The 16,594-nt window shown below is 67.6% G+C and carries 23 protein-coding genes and 1 pseudogene; 11 read left to right on the top strand and 13 right to left on the bottom strand.

The annotated features are described in order from the left end of the window. The 5 genes from IG54_RS0124650 to IG54_RS0124630 form a co-directional block, all read left to right on the top strand. A partial coding sequence (locus tag IG54_RS0124650) for a transposase (RefSeq protein ID WP_158708922.1) occupies positions 1 to 358 on the top strand: 358 nt, incomplete at its 5' end. Between the two features lie 451 nt (positions 359 to 809). Continuing rightward, complete coding sequence (locus tag IG54_RS42165) at positions 810 to 1,007, top strand: hypothetical protein (protein ID WP_158708921.1); 198 nt, start codon at positions 810 to 812, stop codon at positions 1,005 to 1,007. Between the two features lie 171 nt (positions 1,008 to 1,178). After that, a complete protein-coding gene (locus IG54_RS38255; RefSeq protein ID WP_037897633.1) occupies positions 1,179 to 1,517 on the top strand; it encodes a hypothetical protein in 339 nt (112 codons plus the stop codon). A gap of 237 nt (positions 1,518 to 1,754) precedes the next feature. Further along, on the top strand, positions 1,755 to 1,925 hold the full coding sequence (locus IG54_RS42160) for a DUF6233 domain-containing protein (RefSeq protein ID WP_158708920.1): 171 nt from the start codon (positions 1,755 to 1,757) through the stop codon (positions 1,923 to 1,925). A gap of 100 nt (positions 1,926 to 2,025) precedes the next feature. Further along, a complete protein-coding gene (locus tag IG54_RS0124630; RefSeq protein WP_051819898.1) occupies positions 2,026 to 2,667 on the top strand; it encodes a DUF6417 family protein in 642 nt (213 codons plus the stop codon). A gap of 18 nt (positions 2,668 to 2,685) precedes the next feature. On the opposite strand, the gene IG54_RS41440 is transcribed toward IG54_RS0124630, so the two are convergent. Then, the gene (locus tag IG54_RS41440; RefSeq protein ID WP_037897631.1) at positions 2,686 to 2,955 is read right to left on the bottom strand and encodes a hypothetical protein; all 270 of its coding nucleotides are present in this window, start codon (positions 2,953 to 2,955) and stop codon (positions 2,686 to 2,688) included. A gap of 1,246 nt (positions 2,956 to 4,201) precedes the next feature. Between IG54_RS41440 and IG54_RS43845 the strand changes: the two genes are divergently transcribed. After that, positions 4,202 to 4,690, top strand: coding sequence for an RICIN domain-containing protein (locus IG54_RS43845; RefSeq protein WP_078594452.1), 489 nt, complete (start codon positions 4,202 to 4,204; stop codon positions 4,688 to 4,690). 609 nt (positions 4,691 to 5,299) lie between these two features. On the opposite strand, the gene IG54_RS0124610 is transcribed toward IG54_RS43845, so the two are convergent. From IG54_RS0124610 to IG54_RS0124600, 5 genes are read right to left on the bottom strand one after another with little or no spacing between them, the layout of a single operon-like run. After that, on the bottom strand, positions 5,300 to 5,596 hold the full coding sequence (locus tag IG54_RS0124610; RefSeq protein WP_030788464.1) for a hypothetical protein: 297 nt from the start codon (positions 5,594 to 5,596) through the stop codon (positions 5,300 to 5,302). A 46-nt stretch (positions 5,597 to 5,642) separates the two neighbouring features. Continuing rightward, positions 5,643 to 5,831, bottom strand: a complete 189-nt coding sequence (locus tag IG54_RS43070) for a LexA family protein (protein WP_234336333.1) — start codon at positions 5,829 to 5,831, stop codon at positions 5,643 to 5,645. Positions 5,832 to 5,834: 3 nt separating this feature from the next. After that, positions 5,835 to 6,122 (bottom strand): hypothetical protein, encoded by a 288-nt coding sequence (locus tag IG54_RS39375; protein ID WP_051819896.1) that lies wholly within the window; start codon positions 6,120 to 6,122, stop codon positions 5,835 to 5,837. 3 nt (positions 6,123 to 6,125) lie between these two features. After that, positions 6,126 to 6,410 (bottom strand): maleylpyruvate isomerase N-terminal domain-containing protein, encoded by a 285-nt coding sequence (locus IG54_RS39370; protein ID WP_051819894.1) that lies wholly within the window; start codon positions 6,408 to 6,410, stop codon positions 6,126 to 6,128. 51 nt (positions 6,411 to 6,461) lie between these two features. After that, entirely contained in the window at positions 6,462 to 6,812 is a 351-nt protein-coding gene (locus IG54_RS0124600) for a DoxX family protein (RefSeq protein WP_030788460.1), read from the bottom strand. Positions 6,813 to 7,118: 306 nt separating this feature from the next. Between IG54_RS0124600 and IG54_RS43840 the strand changes: the two genes are divergently transcribed. Together IG54_RS43840 and IG54_RS43835 are read left to right on the top strand one after the other, a co-directional pair. Continuing rightward, entirely contained in the window at positions 7,119 to 7,550 is a 432-nt protein-coding gene (locus IG54_RS43840) for a transposase (RefSeq protein WP_158708919.1), read from the top strand. A gap of 19 nt (positions 7,551 to 7,569) precedes the next feature. Next, entirely contained in the window at positions 7,570 to 7,716 is a 147-nt protein-coding gene (locus IG54_RS43835; protein ID WP_420712278.1) for a hypothetical protein, read from the top strand. Between the two features lie 10 nt (positions 7,717 to 7,726). Here the strand turns inward: IG54_RS43835 and IG54_RS0124590 are convergent, their stop codons facing one another. The 3 genes from IG54_RS0124590 to IG54_RS0124580 all read right to left on the bottom strand — a co-directional run bounded on the left by IG54_RS0124590 (position 7,727) and on the right by IG54_RS0124580 (position 10,677). Next, positions 7,727 to 8,119, bottom strand: coding sequence for a glyoxalase (locus IG54_RS0124590; protein ID WP_030788457.1), 393 nt, complete (start codon positions 8,117 to 8,119; stop codon positions 7,727 to 7,729). Positions 8,120 to 8,495: 376 nt separating this feature from the next. Further along, a complete protein-coding gene (locus IG54_RS0124585; protein ID WP_030788455.1) occupies positions 8,496 to 9,614 on the bottom strand; it encodes a fatty acid desaturase family protein in 1,119 nt (372 codons plus the stop codon). A 7-nt stretch (positions 9,615 to 9,621) separates the two neighbouring features. Then, the gene (locus IG54_RS0124580; protein WP_030788452.1) at positions 9,622 to 10,677 is read right to left on the bottom strand and encodes a ferredoxin reductase; all 1,056 of its coding nucleotides are present in this window, start codon (positions 10,675 to 10,677) and stop codon (positions 9,622 to 9,624) included. 87 nt (positions 10,678 to 10,764) lie between these two features. Here IG54_RS0124580 and IG54_RS0124575 point away from each other — a divergent pair, with 87 nt between their 5' ends. Further along, positions 10,765 to 11,904 (top strand): PucR family transcriptional regulator, encoded by a 1,140-nt coding sequence (locus tag IG54_RS0124575; RefSeq protein WP_030788449.1) that lies wholly within the window; start codon positions 10,765 to 10,767, stop codon positions 11,902 to 11,904. A gap of 258 nt (positions 11,905 to 12,162) precedes the next feature. Further along, positions 12,163 to 12,501: a thioredoxin family protein gene (locus IG54_RS0124570; protein WP_030788446.1), complete on the top strand. Its 339-nt coding sequence runs from the start codon at positions 12,163 to 12,165 to the stop codon at positions 12,499 to 12,501. 378 nt (positions 12,502 to 12,879) lie between these two features. Here IG54_RS0124570 and IG54_RS39365 read toward each other — a convergent pair whose 3' ends face one another. Further along, positions 12,880 to 14,010 (bottom strand): serine hydrolase domain-containing protein, encoded by a 1,131-nt coding sequence (locus tag IG54_RS39365; RefSeq protein ID WP_051819892.1) that lies wholly within the window; start codon positions 14,008 to 14,010, stop codon positions 12,880 to 12,882. A gap of 287 nt (positions 14,011 to 14,297) precedes the next feature. Beyond that, positions 14,298 to 14,441, bottom strand: a complete 144-nt coding sequence (locus IG54_RS42150; RefSeq protein ID WP_158708917.1) for a hypothetical protein — start codon at positions 14,439 to 14,441, stop codon at positions 14,298 to 14,300. A 366-nt stretch (positions 14,442 to 14,807) separates the two neighbouring features. Between IG54_RS42150 and IG54_RS42575 the strand changes: the two genes are divergently transcribed. Next, positions 14,808 to 15,128, top strand: a complete 321-nt coding sequence (locus IG54_RS42575) for a hypothetical protein (protein ID WP_030788441.1) — start codon at positions 14,808 to 14,810, stop codon at positions 15,126 to 15,128. Between the two features lie 489 nt (positions 15,129 to 15,617). On the opposite strand, the pseudogene IG54_RS43830 reads toward IG54_RS42575, so the two are convergent. Next, positions 15,618 to 15,731, bottom strand: a pseudogene (locus IG54_RS43830) (IS5/IS1182 family transposase); the annotation flags it as partial. After that, complete coding sequence (locus IG54_RS43825; RefSeq protein ID WP_234336332.1) at positions 15,728 to 16,396, bottom strand: transposase; 669 nt, start codon at positions 16,394 to 16,396, stop codon at positions 15,728 to 15,730. The pseudogene IG54_RS43830 and the gene IG54_RS43825, both read right to left, overlap by 4 nt. Positions 16,397 to 16,594 lie beyond the last annotated feature (198 nt).

The raw sequence follows: 16,594 nt of genomic DNA, 5'->3' as shown, positions 1-16,594 counted from the left end.
ACTCCTCGCACGTGCGGGCCGCCCGACGGGGCCCAAAAGCGGGCCCAGCCCAGTCGACCGCGCACGGCCGGGCAGTAAACACCACCTCATCGTCGACGGACAGGGCATCCCGCTCGCGGTGTCGCTGACCGGCGGAAACCGCAACGACGTCACCCAACTCGAGCCGTTGCTCGACAAGATTCCCCCCGTCGCGGGCCAGGTCGGCAGACCGCGTCGGCGCCCCGACGCGCTGCTGACCGACCGCGGCGACAAGTACCGCCGCCTGATCCGCTGGGAACGACGCGACGACATCCACGAAGCCTTCCTCAGCCTCGCCGTCTGCCTGATCACCCACCGCCACGTCCAACGCCTTTGTTAGCACCTTGAAGGCAGGCTCCAGTGAACCCTGACTGGGACGATGACAACGACTTTGAGGACGCCGTCGAGCGGGCGGGGCGCGTGACCAGGTTTGCCTGGAGGGTCATGGGGTCGGTCGCAGGGCTCGCCCGGTTGATGGCCCTTCGCTGTGCTTCTATCCGCGGTCGTGCTCCTGGCCGCGATCGTCGCCTAGGACCTGTCCCGCCGACCGTGTCCGCGCGCGTAGCGGTCAGGCCGTTCCGCTGATGGGACGGTTGGTCTCAGCAGGAGGCGACGCTAGCGAAGGCCCTCTGGAGTATGCGGACTGCGCCCTCGGCTTCCGCATACCGCTCCGGGGGCGAGGGGACGGCACCGAATGTTTGGCTGTCTCCGGCAGGCAGGGCGCGCCAGTGCAAGATGGGCGTGAGGACGTTGGCAGCCGCACCGAGGAACCAGGCTGTATGCCCGTGGACGTGAGCAAGAGCGATGGCCACAGCGGCGAGTGCTTCCCGCAGGTGTTCCAGGCGCTCTACGGCGGGCAGTGCCTCCTGGGTCTGGGGAGCGCCGACGGCGGCGTGCAGGTCGGCGGCGGCCTTCGCAACGACCAGGCGATGGTCGGGTGTCAGGACCCACACGTGTTCGCGGATAAGCCCTTCGGCTTCCCGCACTAGGTCCTCGGCCAGCGCCCTCATATCCATGACCGATACCCTATGCGCCCCTTGGAGAGCCGGCCCGAGCACCTTCCGGCACTTCAGCTACGGGTGAGCGTCGAGTGGGCGGGCGGGACGGTTGAGCTGGCGGCCAAGGTCGTGACAAGCCGCCGCGGTGCTCGTTCACCGGTCATGACGCGTCCCCCGGTACTGACCACACTCACCCTCACCGCCACCGCCACCGCCGTAGCGGGCGGCATCCTCGCCGCCGCCCCCGCCTCCGCCGGCGGCATCGGTGACTTCCTCTCCCCCGCCTTCGGCACGAGCTGCGCCAACCACAACGCCCGCTCCCAGGCCAACGGGGCCACCACAGCAGGCACAGGCACAGCCGACGGCAACCTCCTTGGCCTTCCTCTCGGAAGCCCGCTCAACCAATGCGGCGGCGCCGATCTCCCAGACGCTCAGGGCGCCCAGTCCGGGCTCGCCAATCTGCATGGCGTCCCCATCGGGGTTCTCGGTTCCGCAGAGTGAGCGCCTGTCCTACGTTTTGGGGGCGGACTCGGGCTGGTCGTTCGCAGGATCGGTAGGGCCCAGGGCTCCGGGTATGGCTCAGTGCCTGTCGCCGTCGGATGACTCCAGAAACTTGGCCGCCCGGAGCCCGCGATGACTCGACCGCTGATACGGAAAAGGCGCAGCGCCAGGCCGAGCAGGCCGAAGGTGAGCGACGTCGGCCGCCGGTTCCGGGCTGGATCATTGAGGAGGGCGTCGGTGACGGACTGCCTGCGGGCGTGCACGTCGGCGGCTACTACGCACACACCGAAGTGGCCGCGGGCGCTGGGCGTCTCACGGGAGCAGGCCCGCGAGGCTCTGTATCAGCAGGTCCTTGCCTGCCCCCACTGCCATCCCGACAAGGATCTCGGCGTCGTGGACAGCGCCTGAGGTGCCTGACCCTTCCGTGTCCGGTTCAGTTGACAGTGCCCGCAGGCCGGGCTGTGGGCGCTGGCGTCGCGGCAGCGCACAGCGGCGGGAGGGGCAGAGCATGGGGCGCTCTGACAAGCACAGCATTCTGCTGTGGCGGCTGGCCGACGCACAGCACACGCAGGAGTGGGCCGGGCTGAGCCAAGGCGTTGATGAGCGGACCATGGCGCCCCTGTTGGAACTCGGGCTCGCCGAAGAAGCCTCACTCGAGGACCGGGCCGAGCTCTCAGCGAAGGCCGGCCATCCGGTGCGGTGGGCGGTGCGGCTGACAGACAACGGGTGGGACGCGCTGACGTACGCGCGGGTACGGGCTGCCCCGGGCACCGCTGCGACGGGGCCGGGGCTGAAGACCGTGCTGCTGCGCCCCTCGGAACTGGAAGCGGTGCGGCGCTACCTGGCGCTGAACGGACGTCTGCGTCAAGGCCCGGTTCCTGGCCTGGAGGCGGCCGCCGAGGCGGCCCGTTTCGACAGCGCCGCGAACCGGTGGATCCTGCACGTGAACGAAGAACAGATGCAGTCGATGGCCCGGGCCTTCTTCCTGGAACGGCTCGGGGGCTCTATCGCACCCGCCAACCGGTTCGCCCGCACCTACGGGGTGGCCTACCCGCCTCGCCCTCTCGGCTTCATTCCAACGGCGCTGCGCGGCGAGGCCGACGCCAGTTGGCCCCGCTCCAGCCGCGCCCAAGGACCAGGACGGGCCTGAACCGTCATCGCGAGCCGGTTATCCACAGGCCCGCACGGCCTCACCGTGCGGGCATTTCGGTCCGTCAACGCGGGTCCAGATCAGGGGCGGCCAGTTCATCTCGGTGATGATGTCGCGCAGCATCGCGAGCCCGTCCTCGGCCTGGCGCTGGGAGAGTTCCCAGGCAGCCAGCAGTTGCGGGATGTGCAGCCCTGCGGGCCGGGCCTCCATCAGGATCCGGTAGATGCATTCGGCATGCCGGCGGGCGGCGTCTCCCTGGCACCGCCCGCCGCCGGGGCGCCGTGCCATGGCCCACTCCTCTTTCAGCAGGCGGGGAAACTGCCTCTGAGCTGCGGAGATGCCCGCTGGTCTCGTCCGGCCGGGGGCTGCCAGTGTGCTTGCCGGGCGTAACTCGGCGCCCATGAGCAAGGGGGAGACGTGGACGCCACCGTTGCGGCTGTCATTAGTGCCATGGGCGGCATCGTTGCCGCGATCATCGCCACACGGGGGGGCTCAGGGGAGGATGCGCCGAGGTGAGGTGATGTGGAATGGCAGTTCGCGGGCCGCGTCACGGAGCAACTGCAGCGGACCGACGACAGGGTGCAGCGGACGGGGAACAGCCCGCTGCGCGCCGCTGTTGTGGCTCGCGCCCCCGCGCATCTCCTCTGAGACGCGGTGAAGAAGATGGCCGCGGACGAGGCCCGCCTGGCGGCCGGGTGCCCGCTGGAAGTCAGCCTGCGCAGATGGTTGCGGCAGAACAGGCGGGAGCGGAATACGGACGCCGCGACGTAGGCTGCGGTGACCCGATCGGGCCCGGGCACGAAGGACGAACCGCGGCACCGACCGCGCCGGCAGGCGGGCAGCGCGCGGAACGGCGTAGCGCCGGGCGACGGTCAGCCAGACGACGCTGGCGGGCAGCCAGAACTGGTTCAGCAACCGCAAGAAGCTGTGGCGATCCGGCAGAGCTAGATCGCGGTGCGAAGCTCAGCGGCGGGTTGCCGGGAGCCGACGGTACAGCCGCCGAGGACGCTCGAACTCGGACACGTCCCTCTAGGCGCGCTCCAGGTAGAAGTCCGCCCTGCGAGTGAAGCGGATCTCCAAACGTCCTGGATGCCTGTGCTGCGTAGGTAGACGCGGCAGTCGTCGCAGCGGCTGGTGGCGCGGCGGCACGCCTCGTGTTCCAGGGCCAGAGGCATGCCGCATCCGGGGTCGGTGAGCATCGCGACGAACGGCCGGTAATTAGAGACCCCGCTGCCTGCCTGGGAGACAAAGTGCTCCTGGTCGACCTTCCACAACTCCCCCGGCCCGTACGGATCGGCATCGGTCCACGCCGTGGTGCTCAGAGGAATGCCGACGGCGCGCAGGAGCGGACGCTCTCCACAGGCGCTGCCGCCCCCCTCCCCCTGAGGCCGTGCCAGCGCTGTCCTGTTCACCACAGACTGGCCTGACAGCAGCAACATGTGGCCCTGTGTCAGTAAACGTGACATAAGATCAACTTCTCGCCGCTGACCCCGGCGAGCCTCTTATGTGTTTCTTGGTTTAGGAGAAGACTGTCATGACGTTTACGGGGAGGACCGCAGCCGTAACCGCAGCTGCGGGCGCCTTGATGCTGCTGACGCCGTCGATAAGTCACGCTGACTCGACGTCTTTCGTCAACTGGGGTAGCAGGAAGTGCCTGGAGATTGAAAACTCCAGCAGCAGGAATGGTGCCCGGGCCCAGCAATGGGACTGCAACGGCCAGGACGGTGCCGCCTGGGAATGGGAATGGGTGGGGCCAGGACGACAGTACTGGATCAGGAATGCCCATAATGGGAAGTGCCTTGAGGTGGCCGACAGTCGCAGGGACAATGGTGCTCCCGTTCAGCTCTGGGACTGCTCCAAGACCGCCAAGGGACAGCTCTGGCTCAAGCCGCCCGCTGGGAGCTGGGAGATCAGTAACTATGGTTCCGGCAAGGCCCTGGAGGTAGAGAACTCTTCCACACGTAACGGTGCCCGCGTTCAGCAATGGACCTGGACGGGCGCGGACGGGCAGAAGTGGTACTGACGGACAGTGCCGTCGTGCCCGAAGGGCACGTCCTTCGGCCCGGCGTCCGGACCGGGCAGGAGGGCCGCCCGCAGCCCGGATGCTCCAGCCGGCTGCGAGCCGAGCCAGGCTGAGCCGTCCCGGAGGGACGCCCTTCTCCGTACCGGGGGGCCGGCCGCCGACGTGGGCGGGGGAAGGTGGGGAGAGCGGAGGGTGAGGCCCGGGCTCCTCTGGCAGTCGGTTCGCAGAAAGCGCCTCGCCCGGCCCGGTCGGCTTCCTACGCTGCGTCCATGAACTGGACCAACGCCCTTGCCGTGTTCGGCGCCATCACCGGCGTGTGCAGTCTCGGCTGGTCGATGTGGAGCCACCGGCTTACTGGCGGGCGGATCGAGATCCTGGGCACGCCCTAAAGTACGCCGAGCGGCTTGGCTGAATGCAAGAGCGTGCGCTGGGGCAAGGAGTTTCTGTAAGTCCGCTGGCCCTATGGCGACCTCCGGCGCATCCGATTGGGATGCGCCGGGGGCTGTGATCGGATTCGTGGTGCCCGCGGTCACGGCGATATCTGTACGCGCTGACTTCCGCGGTCTCGTCGCGCGGCGGGCCGACTGTGCCCGGTCACTCCACGCGTTGCTACCGGGCCTTCTCGAAGGCCTGCAGCGTGGCCTGAAGAGTCTGCTCGATCCGGGCAGGATCCCGTGGAGGGTGGTCCTCTACAGCATCTGTGTCGCCTTCAGCAGCCGCCAACATGGCGTCGAGGGCCCTTCGCCGCGCGGCTTCATTCGGCGGCTGCCGCGGACGCAGCGCCCCGATCGTCATTAGCGTCAGGACGTCGTCGTTCGTGGTGGGCTGCGTACGGCCCTCGATCAGCTCGTCCAGTCGCCAGCTGTCCGCGATCTCTTCCCACGTCACGTCGGCCTCGTCGCTCATGTGTCCCCCCATTTCGGTGAGACAAGGAGTCAACCACAGCAGCCGGCTACTCGTTGACCTGCCGAAAGCCGCGACAGGTGTGCTCACAGGCTGCGCATCCGCCACGACCATGCCGAGGATGGAGGCCGCATCGCCACGGATCGGCGTAGGCCTCGTTCTCCGGCATGAGCCACACGGTCGAGCCGTCCCGCTTGAGTCGCTTGACCGTCGCCTCGCCATCGATCAAGGCCGCCACGCCCTATGAGGTTCTCGGTGTCCGGCTGACCCTGACAATGACCGTGTCGCCGTCCATGATGTGCGCATTGATCACCAAATCACCGCTGACCCGTTCTGGCGGCAGGGCCTCGTGGGCGAATGCCAGTGAGAACTCGGCTAGCTCCGGGGCGAGTTCGTGCGCACTTCCGAGGGCCTGGCGCAAGTCCCATGCGTGTGCGGCGATTTCCATGACACCCGCGCTCAGCGCGCCGCGCACAGGCAGGGTCGCGAAGCCCAGATCCACCATGCGGTCCAGCGCGCGGTCGTCCATGGCTCACCCGGCAACGATGAGCCGCTCCTCGGCGTCCGCGTACGCCGCTGCCCAGTCGTCGCCCGGGACCTCGGCGACGTTTCCGGGTTCAGCTGCTCTGTAGGTGCCTTGCATGATGTGCGGATAGGCAAGCGTATTGCCCATGACGTGGGCGGTCAGAGCGCGGATGTCGAACTCGTGGCAAGGGGTGGGTGTGTCGAGCTGCCCGGGTTCGACGGTGGCGACGAGTGCGGCGAGCTGGCCGGCCGCGCGGTACAGCAGTGGGCGGGGGTCTTTGGGAGTGTTCATCGGGGCTGGCTTCCTTCCGTCAGCGATGTGAGGTGAGCGGATCAAGACAGCTCAGCCGTGGTACGACAGGTTCAGGGCCAGGGCGGCCACCGCCAGGGAGAAGAACATGGCCCAGCCGCCGAAGTGGTAGTCGCGAGCTCGCAGGTGGGCACCGAACGCGACGAGGAAGTACAACACGAGGCCGCCCGCGGCGAGCGCGCCCAGCACCGGCACGGCGAACCCTGCCAGCAACCCCAGCGCGCCCAGCGCCAGCAGCACGCCGAACGGGCGCATCGTCGAGTGTGGCAGCCCCATCTTGTCCGCCTGACTTCTGGGGTAGTCGTGACCGACGAGGTTCGCGACGGCGGCGAATCCGTTGGTGACCGAAGCGAGAAGAGTGACTGCGAGATAGGCGGCGAACACGAAGTTTCCTGTTCCTTGTAAAGGACAACTGGCTGTTCACGGAGTTGACGGGCCGACTCTCCGAAAAGTGACATGCCATCGCGTGATCTAGGTCATGGCACGGCGCCCGAGTGCGACACCTCCGGACCGACATGGGCCAGAAGCGCGTGCGCCGACCACGGATGCCACCGCGTCTACACCGACTCGAAGATCATTGCGGGACAAGCCTTAGCCCGCACCGTTCGGGAAGGGGCCATCGGAAAAGGACCCGAACCACGGGCACCTCGTCGGCGGCCTACTTCACTTGCGCGATGGAACCAGGCCGGGGTGGTCACCTTCATCCGCGACCAACTGCGCCGTCACATTCGCACAGACAAGGGCCGCTGCCCGTTCCCGGTGATGCTGATCGTCGACTCCCAGTCGGTGAAGGCGGCCTCCACCGTCGGCCGGGACAGCCGCGGCTACGACGCAGGCAAAAAGATCAACGGGCGCAAGAGACACCTCGTGGTCGACACCCTGGGCCTGCCTGTGATGATCACGGTGACGGCGGGCGACGTCCGCGACGAGATCATCGCCCGCGACCTGCTCTGGCGCCTGCGGCTCACCCACCCACAGATCACCCAGATCTGGGCGGACTCGGCCTACGCCCGTGACTTGCTGCCCGCCTGGACGGCAGAGACTTGTGGATGTCCATGCGGCCGGTGCAGCGCCCCGGGGCGCACGTGGGTTCGTCGTCCTTCCCCGCAGGTGGAAGGTTGAGCGGTCGATCGGCTGGATCATGAACGCCCGCCGAAACTGCCGCGACTACGAGCGGCTTCCCCAGCATGCCGAAGCCCATCTGAACTGGGCATTCATCACGCTCATGACCCGGCGCCTGACCCGCAAGAGCCCCAGCACCAGCCACTGGACGAAGAAGACGCCCTGATCATGCGACGTTAGCAATCGCGGACAGGTTCAAGGAATTCGAGCCGATTGCCCAGCTTGTCGAATGCATAGAAGCGATCGTGGCCAGGAAAGTTGTCATCCCAGGTGACGCTCACTCCTTTGTCTTCCAACCGCTTGGCGAGCGCCTGGAGCGAGGTCACAAGGATCCCCGGATGCGCCTTCCTGTTCGGGCGGAAGTCCTCTTCAACCCCCAAGTGGACCTCCAGGCCACCACCTCGGAACCAGCACCCACCACGAGCCGCCAGCACCGGCGGCTTCTCGAGCTCTGTCATGCCGAGAACGTCTCCCCAGAACTCGCGGCAGATGTCCTCAGCACCTGGAGGGATCGCAAGCTGCACGTGATGCAGGCCGTCCAAGGAGTATCCGAGCGTTCCCAGAGCCACAACTTCTCCTCTACCAATGAATCTTGACGTCAAGATAATGAGAGCTGAGCGGTCCTGGCAAGGGCGCGGACTCGGCAGAGGGCGCGGCAAGTTGAGAAGAGGTCGTTTTCACCTGTGAAGCCTGTTTGATCCCAACATGCACCTGTGGCAAGGCATGACTTGACGGGCAACAAGCACGAAGGGGCTCCATGGGCCGCCTGGGAGGTCCGACTTGCCGGTCTCATCCTGCGAAGCTTGTCTCATCCCAAGATGTGCCTGGACGCCCTCTCCGTGCATCGGAGGCGTGCCCGAAATCGACACGCGTGAGACCCAGGACGAGTTAAGAGATGCGTGAGGTTGCGCAAACCAGCCGAAAACGACCTCTAAATACCGGGAATCAGGCCGCGACGAGCTCCCGCTCGCGGACCGGCGTTTTGACCTTGGGCTTCTTATTCGGCAGCGAGAGCCGGAAGACCTTGTGCCACGCGGAGATCACCTGCTTGGGCAGCGGGCCGGTGACGTACTCCAGCTCATACTTTTCGAACAGCGCGCGGACCTTCACCGCGACCTCGGCGTACCGGTTGCTCGGCAGGTCCGGGAACAGGTGGTGCTCGATCTGGTGCGACAGGTTGCCGGTCATGAAGTGCATGGCCTTGCTGCCGCTGATGTTCGCCGAGCCCATCATCTGGCGCAGGTACCACTGGCCGCGCGTCTCGCCCTCGATCGACCGGCGCTCGAAGACCTGTACGCCCTCGGGGAAGTGCCCGCACATGATCACCGAGTGGGACCAGATGTTGCGGACCACGTTCGCGGTGAACGTGGCGCCGAGCGTGGTGAGGAATGACGGGCCCGAAAGCAGCGGGTGGATCACGTAGTCTTTAAGCACCTGCTTGCGGATCTTGCGGCCCACGGCCTTGGCCCGCGCGCGGAACTCCGGGTTCTTGCGGCGGTGCTTGTGCAGGTTGTTGCCAAGCTCCAGGTCGTACGCTGCGATGCCGTACTCGAAGAAGCAGGCGTTGATGAAGTTCCACAGCGGCTGGCCGAGGTGGAACGGGTGCCACTTCTGGTCCTCGTCGACGCGCATGATGCCGTAGCCGAGGTCGTTGTCCTTGCCGATCACGTTGGTGTACGTGTGGTGCAGCTCGTTGTGCGAGTGCTTCCACTGGTCGGCCGGGGAGACGTGATCCCATTCCCAGGTGGTGGAGTGGATCTTCGGGTCTCGCATCCAGTCCCACTGGCCGTGCAGGACGTTGTGGCCGATCTCCATGTTGTCCATGATCTTCGCCACGGACAGACCGGCGGTGCCGATCAGCCAGGCCGGCGGGAAGAGCGAGAACAGCAGCACGCCCCTGCTGGCCAGCTCTAGCTTGCGCTGTGCAGAGATGACCTTACGGATGTAGGCGGCGTCCTTCTCGCCGCGACTGGCGATCACCTCGTCACGGATCGCGTCCAGCTCGCGGCCAAGCTCCTCGATCTGCTCCGCGGTCAGGTGGGCGGTGGGGTCGATGGCGGTCAAGGTGCTCCTACCGTTCGATGTCGCAGGGGCCCGCCGCGGCGGACACGCAGGTCTGGATGAGGACGCCCGGCTCGGCCTCGGTGATCTCGCCGGTGCGCAGGTCGCGGACGGCGCCCGCCTTGAGCGGCGTGACGCAGCCGAAGCAGATGCCCATGCGGCAGCCGGAGGGCAGGAGCACGCCGGCTTCCTCGCCGACGTCCAGCAACGGCGTGGCGCCGTCCGCGTCGACGGTCTTGCCGGTGGCGCTGAACGTGACCTCGCCACCGTCGCCGGCGACGAGGATGCTGGGGCGGAAGCGTTCGGTGTGCAGGCGCTCCTGGACGCCGTGCTCCATCCAGTGCTCTTCGGCGGCGTCGAGCAGGCCTGCGGGCCCACACGCCCAGGTCTCACGCTCGGCCCAGTCGGGCACGAGTTCGTCGAGACGGGCAATGTCGAGGATGCCGTCTGTTTCGGTGTGCACCTCGGTGAGCCGCAGCTTCTTGTCCGCGACCAGGTCGTGCAGTTCGCTGCGGAAGATCACGTCTTGCGGCTGCGGGGCGCAGTGGACCATGACGACGTCGTCGAATTCGATGTCGCGCAGCATGCCCATCACGGGCGTGATGCCGCTGCCGGCCGTCAGGTAGAGCACCTTGGCGGGCTTGGCCTGCGGCAGCACGAAGTCACCGGTCGGCTGATCGAGCTGGATCAGCGTGCCCGGTTTCGCCCTGCGCACCAGGTGGTTGCTGACCTTGCCGTCCGGGATCGCCTTCACGGTGATCGTGACGCGGCCGTCCCGGCGGTTTGTCGGCGAGGTGATGGAGTAGGCACGCCACAGGCGCACCCCGTCGACGTCGACTCCGATCCGCACGTACTGACCGGCTGTGTGGCCACGCCAGCCCCGCCCCGGCCTGATCACGATCGTCGTGGCGTCACCCGTCTCGGGGTGCACGGCCTCGATGCGTCCACGCAGGTCACCGCCCGCGCGCAGCGGGCTGACCAGGTCGAGGTAGTCCGACGGCAGCAGTGGTGTCGTGACCGTTTCCAGCAGTTTCCACGCCCTGCTGCGGAGGGCTGCACTCATCATGACTCCAGCTTGCTGCGCCTCAAGGCGTAAAGTCCTGACCGCAGGACGTAAATCTGGTCGACTGAATTGTTCGCAGGGAACAAAAACGTGAGCCATGCAATCCGGAGGGCCAGCGAACTGGCCCTGGATGAGACGACGGTCACCGCACTTCGGGCCGCACTGAAGACCACCGCCGACGAGGTCGTCCAAGCGATCATCGACGAGGTCCCCTCCTACGCCAACGCCCTTTCGGGCCGCATGGGCGCCACCATCCGCCGCTCCGTCCGCACCGCCCTGGGCCACTACCTGGACCTCGCGAGCGGGAACACCACGGGCGGTGACGCCGACGACGCGGCTTACGAGCTGGGCCGCGGCGAGGTGCGCGACGGCCGTTCGATGGACGCCCTGCTCAGCGCCTACCGCGTCGGCGCCCGCGTGGCCTGGCGATGCCTGGCAGCAGGTGCCGTACCCGCGGGTCTGCCCGCCGCCGAGGTCGCCAAGTTCGCCGAGCTGACCTTCGCCTACATCGACGAGCTCTCCGCCGCGAGCGCGGCGGGCCATGCCGACGAACTGGCCGCCCGAGGCAGGGCCCACGAGCGCCACCTGGAACAGCTGGCCCGCGACCTCCTCGCCGGCGCGAACCCGGATGTGCTGATGGCCTCTGCTCAACGGGCTGGGTGGCAGCCTCCGGTTTCGCTGACTGCGGTCCTGCTGCCCGCGGATCAGGCCCGGCCTGCCTACCGCGCGCTCGACCCGAGCACCCTCGTCCTCGACGATCTGCCGGACGCCACCGGTGTGCTGCTCGTCGCCGATGCCGACCGATCACATCTCTTGCGGCAGCTGACCGACCGCACCGCAGTGGTCGGCCCGGCCCGGCCATGGGCTCGTGCGTCCGCCTCGTACGCACGAGCCGTACGCGCGCGCTCCCTCTCCTCTGATATCCGCGACACCGAGGACCACCTGCCCGAGCTGGTGCTGAGCGCCGACGTGGACGCGCTCGCAGACCTGCGTGCCCGAGCCCTCGCACCCTTGCGGACCTTGCCTGCCGCCACCGCACGGCGGCTGGAGGAAACCTTGCGGACGTGGCTGCTGCACCAGGGCAGACGGGACGAAGTGGCGGCGGCGTTGTTCGTCCATCCCCAGACGGTCCGTTACCGGATGTCGCAGTTGCGGGAGCTGTTTCCGGATCTCACGTCGCCACACCGGGTCCTTGAACTGACGCTGGCGGTCGGTCTTCGGGTCGGCTGACGCGTACTTCGACCGTCCACGACCGCGCGTCCGCGAGCGGTCCAGGAATCGTGCCTGGCTCTCGGGTGCGCGGTGCCGTCAGCTGGCTCATGCGGCCCAGAGAAGAGCGGTATCAGGCTTTCACGGTGTCTGGGTGACCGGCGGCCGGGCCCGTGCCTCTCCTCCGAAAGATCAACGGGGCGACCGACCGGGCCGGCCTGGCACACCGCGCGGGGGATGATGGGGAGGAAATGACGGAACGAAAGGTCAGGAGCTTCCATGTCGAAGCGGGTTCACCGCCCCCGTGAGGACGCGGAGTTCGATTTCATCCTCGGGATGAGCGGAGTTCCGGTCCTCGCATACTTCACCGGGACATGGCCCAAGGCAATCGAGTCCTGCCAGGTGATGGACCGCGTCGTGAGTGACATCGCCGACGCCTACACGGGCCGCCTGACGGCCGTCCGCGCCGACATCACGCGCTGTCCGGCCGCAACCGAGCGATACGGGATCACCGGAGCCCCGTCCTACGTCCTGCTGAAGGAGGGAGAGGCGGTGGCGCACGGCACAGGGCCTATGACCATCACCGAGGTACGGAAGGTCCTGGACGGCCATCTCTGAGCGGCCGCTGCGGCACGCCGCGATCGACGGCCGTCCGCGCGTACGGCGGCCGACCAGCGCGCGAGGATCGACGTCCTCGCCCCGTGCTGGAGGACATCACTGTCAACGGCCGCCCCTCCCCGGAGTCCGGCGTGCTGAGGTCCAGGGCGTTGGCCCGTGCGTATGGGGCGATCTCCGCCAGCACCTGCTCGATGCTCTCATCGGTGGCGGGCTTCCCTTCTGAGGTGGTCAGAAGGGAAGCCTGTCCGTCATTTCGCGTGGAAGCGACGTACGCGTACAGGGCTGCGGCTGCTTCGTCGGGGGTATCGCCTACCATCGGCTCTTCCCAGCCGTGACGCACGCCTGAGGCGACGCCGCCGAGGAGCGCGGAGCCGCCGCTCAGGAGGACGGGCAGAAGATGCTCTCCACGGCCTTGCCCACGTCGAGCTGCACGGCGTTGGGCTTGACGCTCAGGGTGAACGACAACGCGAGCTGGCGACGTCCGTCCGCCGAGTAGAAGGTCATGGCCACGGAGCCTGGGGCCGACCCGCCCGTGATGAATAAGTCATCGCTGCAACTGCTGTTGCTGTTGTTGCCTCGGAGGTGTGCGGCGGTCGGCCGGTCGGTCAGGATTCGCTCCAGTTCCGGCGGCAGCAGCTTGCCCTGGGAGAACGCCCGGTTGAAGGCGCTCACGTCGTGCGCGGTGGAGACGACCCCGCCGGCCCCTGCCCCCGCGAGGCCGGCGTTGTACCGGTCCACGTCGCGCGGCCTGCCATCGGTGCCGGGGTAGTAGCCGTGGCCGTGCGGCCCCTTGACGCCGTCCGGCGGCTTGACCATCAAGTAGCTCCTGGTCATCCCGAGCGGCTCGAAGAGGCGCGTGCGCAGCTCGGTGGCCAGATCATGACCGGTGACCCTCTCGATGATCATGCCGAGAAGGGTGTAATTGGTGTTGGAGTAGGCCCGCTTCTCGCCCGGCTCCCCGGTCCGGGGCCGATCACGGCTCCACCGCACCAGATCCAGCGGCCGGTAGGGGGTCGTAAAGTCGAACACGTCGAACGAGGGGTCTCCCTCGCTCCCGTCCGGGTTCGGCTTCTCGGCGTACCAGTCGGGAATGCCGGAGGTGTGCCGGATCATCTGCCGTACCGTGATCTCATCGGCCCGCGTCACCAGGTCCTTCTCCACCACCTCCGGCAGCAGGTCACTGAGCTTGTCATCCACCCCCAACTCGCCCTTTTCGACGAGTTTCAGCACCACGGTGGCCACCATCTGCTTGGTCTGTGACCAGATCCGGAAGCGGGCGTTCGCGGGGATCCTGCCGCCCTCCCCGTCCAGCAGCCGGGAGCCTGCACTGCCCAGACCGAGGGACTTCCCGTTGGCGTAGGCCCCTCCCACGACTCCGACAACCCCGGGAATCTGGGCCAGCTCCTCCATCGCCTTCTGCACGTTCCCACCACTTTGCGCCGGGACGGCGGTGGCGGTGGCGGACCCGGCATGGGCCACCATCAGCATGGCGACACCAGCGGCCAGCACGGCGTTCCTCAGCCTCCGACGAGCGTTCCCATGTAACACGGCATATGCCCCTTCGTGACCTTCCCGAAGCCGAAGCTCCACCCCCTCGGCACGGCCCTCCGTGGTCCGTGCCTCCATGGAAACAGGGGACGGTTACGGTGACGTACGCGTTTCTCGATACACCGGTACCGAGGGCCGCGAGTGGGCGGCGCACCATGCGAAGCGCGGTTCAGTACACGGCGCACAGCGGCAGCGGTGAGAGCGGGCGCCAGGAAGCCTCCGGGACCTTTCCTCTTCGGGAGACTTCGTCAGCACGCCATCGCGCACCCGCGCCCGGTGGCCTCACCCTCGGCGACACCCCCTGTTCGCTCTGCACCGACGGCCACCTCCTGGTGGACCTCACCGGCGGCGGCCGCCTCGCCGGGCACCCCCACGCCGGGCTGCGCGTCCATATCACCACCCGGTTTCCGGCTTCGCCAGCGTTTGCGCCGACCTCGTCCGCCCGGACGACCACCTGGGCGGCCACGGCACCCAACGACACCGCTCTCGCCGAGGACCTGAGCACGACTGTCGCCACCACCCGCCTGAGGACTACGGCACACAGTCGAAGACGCCGCATCAGGCATACCGCCCCGGTTCCAGGGCACAGCAGCTCGGCTCCCCCCGTTCCGAGCACGACGGTCCCGCCACCCTCCCCCCGGTGGCGGGGCCGTCCATCCTTCCCGCCGCCGAGAAGCACGGGTGGCGCGCCGTGTTCTGCCTCACAGGCAGGGGCCGCGGTGTGACGAGAGGCAGACGGGCACCGCCTGCGGGGGGACATGGACGACATGACCGATGAAGACATCGTCCGTGCGGTGCGCCGCATCGCCACCATGGAGTCTTCCCGCGACGTGCTGGCCGATCGCGTCATAGAGCTACGCACCGCAACGACCGCCAAAGAGGCAGCCGAACATGACCGCTGCAGCAATGCCATGGCCGATGCCGACACCCGGATCCTGCTCAACTCCACCCAGGTACTCGGCCGACTCGGAATGACGGCCGCGGCCATGGCCTGCATCCACGATGCACAGGAAGAAGGCACCCTGCCACACCCCCTGACCCCGCACGGCCGCCCTGCCCGGGCCAGCGGTTGCCTTTAGGGGGTCGGCCGGGCGCTGGAGGCGCAGCGCGTGCGGGTCGTGACAAAGGGCGTACTCGCCTTCACGGTTGCGCAGGTGCTGTCGGACATATGCCTCGACGGCCCCGGCTGGAAGCGGGCGTACCGGGGATGCTGAGAGGTCGCTTTCTCCTGGTGTTTCATCCCGTGATGCGAATTCGGTCTGGCAAGGTCGGGGTGCAGCTGGCTCGCCGGGATCGGCTGGGGGGCCGGTCCGGGTCGGGCGCGGCAGCGGGTGGGCAGCGGTGGGTGGGAAGGTCGGCCAGGGTCCACCGGGCGGTGTTGAGGCGGTAGTCGGCCTCCAGCCGCGTACGGTCTTCGGCTCGCTGATGTGCAGGCAGAGGGTGGAGATGGCGGCGGCCACGAGTTTGTCGTCCAGGCCAGGGTCGCGGTGGTGGCCGCGCAGGACGAGGGCGAGGTGGCGGCGGGCTTCGGCGAGCAGGTAGCGACCGCCGTCGATCCAGACCTTGCGCAGGCCGGGCGGTTCGGTGGCGACCTGGCCGAGCAACGGGGTGCCGGCCACAGAGTCCTGGACGCCGGCCGCGGTGACCAGCACCGCGAGCAAGAGGCCGGGCGCATCAGTCACGATGCTCCGCTTCCGCCCCACGATCTTCTTGGGTTGTCCGTGCCCTGACTCGAGGAGGGGGCGCTGGTGGAGGTTTTCACGCTCTGTGCGTCGATCACGCACGCCGAGGGCTTCGCGATCCGGCCTTCCTGCTGTCGCACCAACTCCCGCAACAGGCCGTTGAACCGGGCGAAGATGCCGTCCTTCTGCCACTTGGCAAAGCAGCCGTAGATCGTCTCCCAGGGCGGAGGTCGTGCGGCAGTAGCGCCACTGAACCCCGGTCGATCCACGTACAGGATCGCGTTCATGATCTCGCGCAGATCGTGTTCGGGCGGCCGACCGAAACCCAGGGCCCGGCCATGGTTCGTAGCGCCAAACCGCCAGCACGGTTCGATCAACTCCCAGCGCGCATCAGACAGATCATTCGGATACGCACGACGGTCGGTCATGACCTGGACATACCGTGTCGCACTATTCGCCTCAACAAGCATGACCAGCTGGCCCTCACCGAAGACCGCCGCCGCTGCACCGGCGAATCCCACCAAGCCTTCAGCGCACTCCTCCAGGACGACGGCCAGCCGCTTCCCGTACCCGCAGCCCGCCGTCCCGAACAGGCGCTGCTGGAGACCGAGGTCTTCCTCGCCTGCTGCAAGATCGGCGGGTGTCTGCGAGCATCCTCTGGGCATCGTCCAGGTCCGGCCAGATGAGGACCAGCTTGGCCTCCGACTCGCTAACGAGCGATATGTGGCTTACTACTGGACCGAGTTCCTCCTCCCCCGGCTGAAGCCACTACGACGAATTCTCAAGTCCCCAGGACTGGATTATCGTGTGCCCGGCCTCCGGTACCGCAGGGAGAGGGGCGACATCTGCCTGTACCGCCCCGG

It is taken from the genome of Streptomyces sp. NRRL S-920, from assembly GCF_000717945.1.
Classification (GTDB): Bacteria; Actinomycetota; Actinomycetes; order Streptomycetales; family Streptomycetaceae; genus Streptomyces; species Streptomyces alboniger.
This window is presented reverse-complemented; position numbering and strand designations above follow the sequence as displayed.

Excerpts from the sequence above, each read along its gene's own strand:
- IG54_RS42150 (WP_158708917.1), bottom strand. The coding sequence starts at position 14,441 with ATGGACGCGCAGCCCGGCGTGGGGGTGCCCGGCGAGGCGGCCGCCGCC.
- IG54_RS0124630 (WP_051819898.1), top strand. The coding sequence starts at position 2,026 with ATGGGGCGCTCTGACAAGCACAGCATTCTGCTGTGGCGGCTGGCCGAC.
- IG54_RS42575 (WP_030788441.1), top strand. The coding sequence starts at position 14,808 with ATGGACGACATGACCGATGAAGACATCGTCCGTGCGGTGCGCCGCATC.
- IG54_RS0124580 (WP_030788452.1), bottom strand. The coding sequence starts at position 10,677 with ATGATGAGTGCAGCCCTCCGCAGCAGGGCGTGGAAACTGCTGGAAACG.
- IG54_RS39370 (WP_051819894.1), bottom strand. The coding sequence starts at position 6,410 with ATGAACACTCCCAAAGACCCCCGCCCACTGCTGTACCGCGCGGCCGGC.
- IG54_RS0124570 (WP_030788446.1), top strand. The coding sequence starts at position 12,163 with ATGTCGAAGCGGGTTCACCGCCCCCGTGAGGACGCGGAGTTCGATTTC.
- IG54_RS41440 (WP_037897631.1), bottom strand. The coding sequence starts at position 2,955 with ATGGCACGGCGCCCCGGCGGCGGGCGGTGCCAGGGAGACGCCGCCCGC.
- IG54_RS0124610 (WP_030788464.1), bottom strand. The coding sequence starts at position 5,596 with ATGAGCGACGAGGCCGACGTGACGTGGGAAGAGATCGCGGACAGCTGG.
- IG54_RS38255 (WP_037897633.1), top strand. The coding sequence starts at position 1,179 with ATGACGCGTCCCCCGGTACTGACCACACTCACCCTCACCGCCACCGCC.
- IG54_RS43835 (WP_420712278.1), top strand. The coding sequence starts at position 7,570 with ATGAACGCCCGCCGAAACTGCCGCGACTACGAGCGGCTTCCCCAGCAT.
- IG54_RS43825 (WP_234336332.1), bottom strand. The coding sequence starts at position 16,396 with ATGCCCAGAGGATGCTCGCAGACACCCGCCGATCTTGCAGCAGGCGAG.
- IG54_RS43845 (WP_078594452.1), top strand. The coding sequence starts at position 4,202 with ATGACGTTTACGGGGAGGACCGCAGCCGTAACCGCAGCTGCGGGCGCC.
- IG54_RS39375 (WP_051819896.1), bottom strand. The coding sequence starts at position 6,122 with ATGGACGACCGCGCGCTGGACCGCATGGTGGATCTGGGCTTCGCGACC.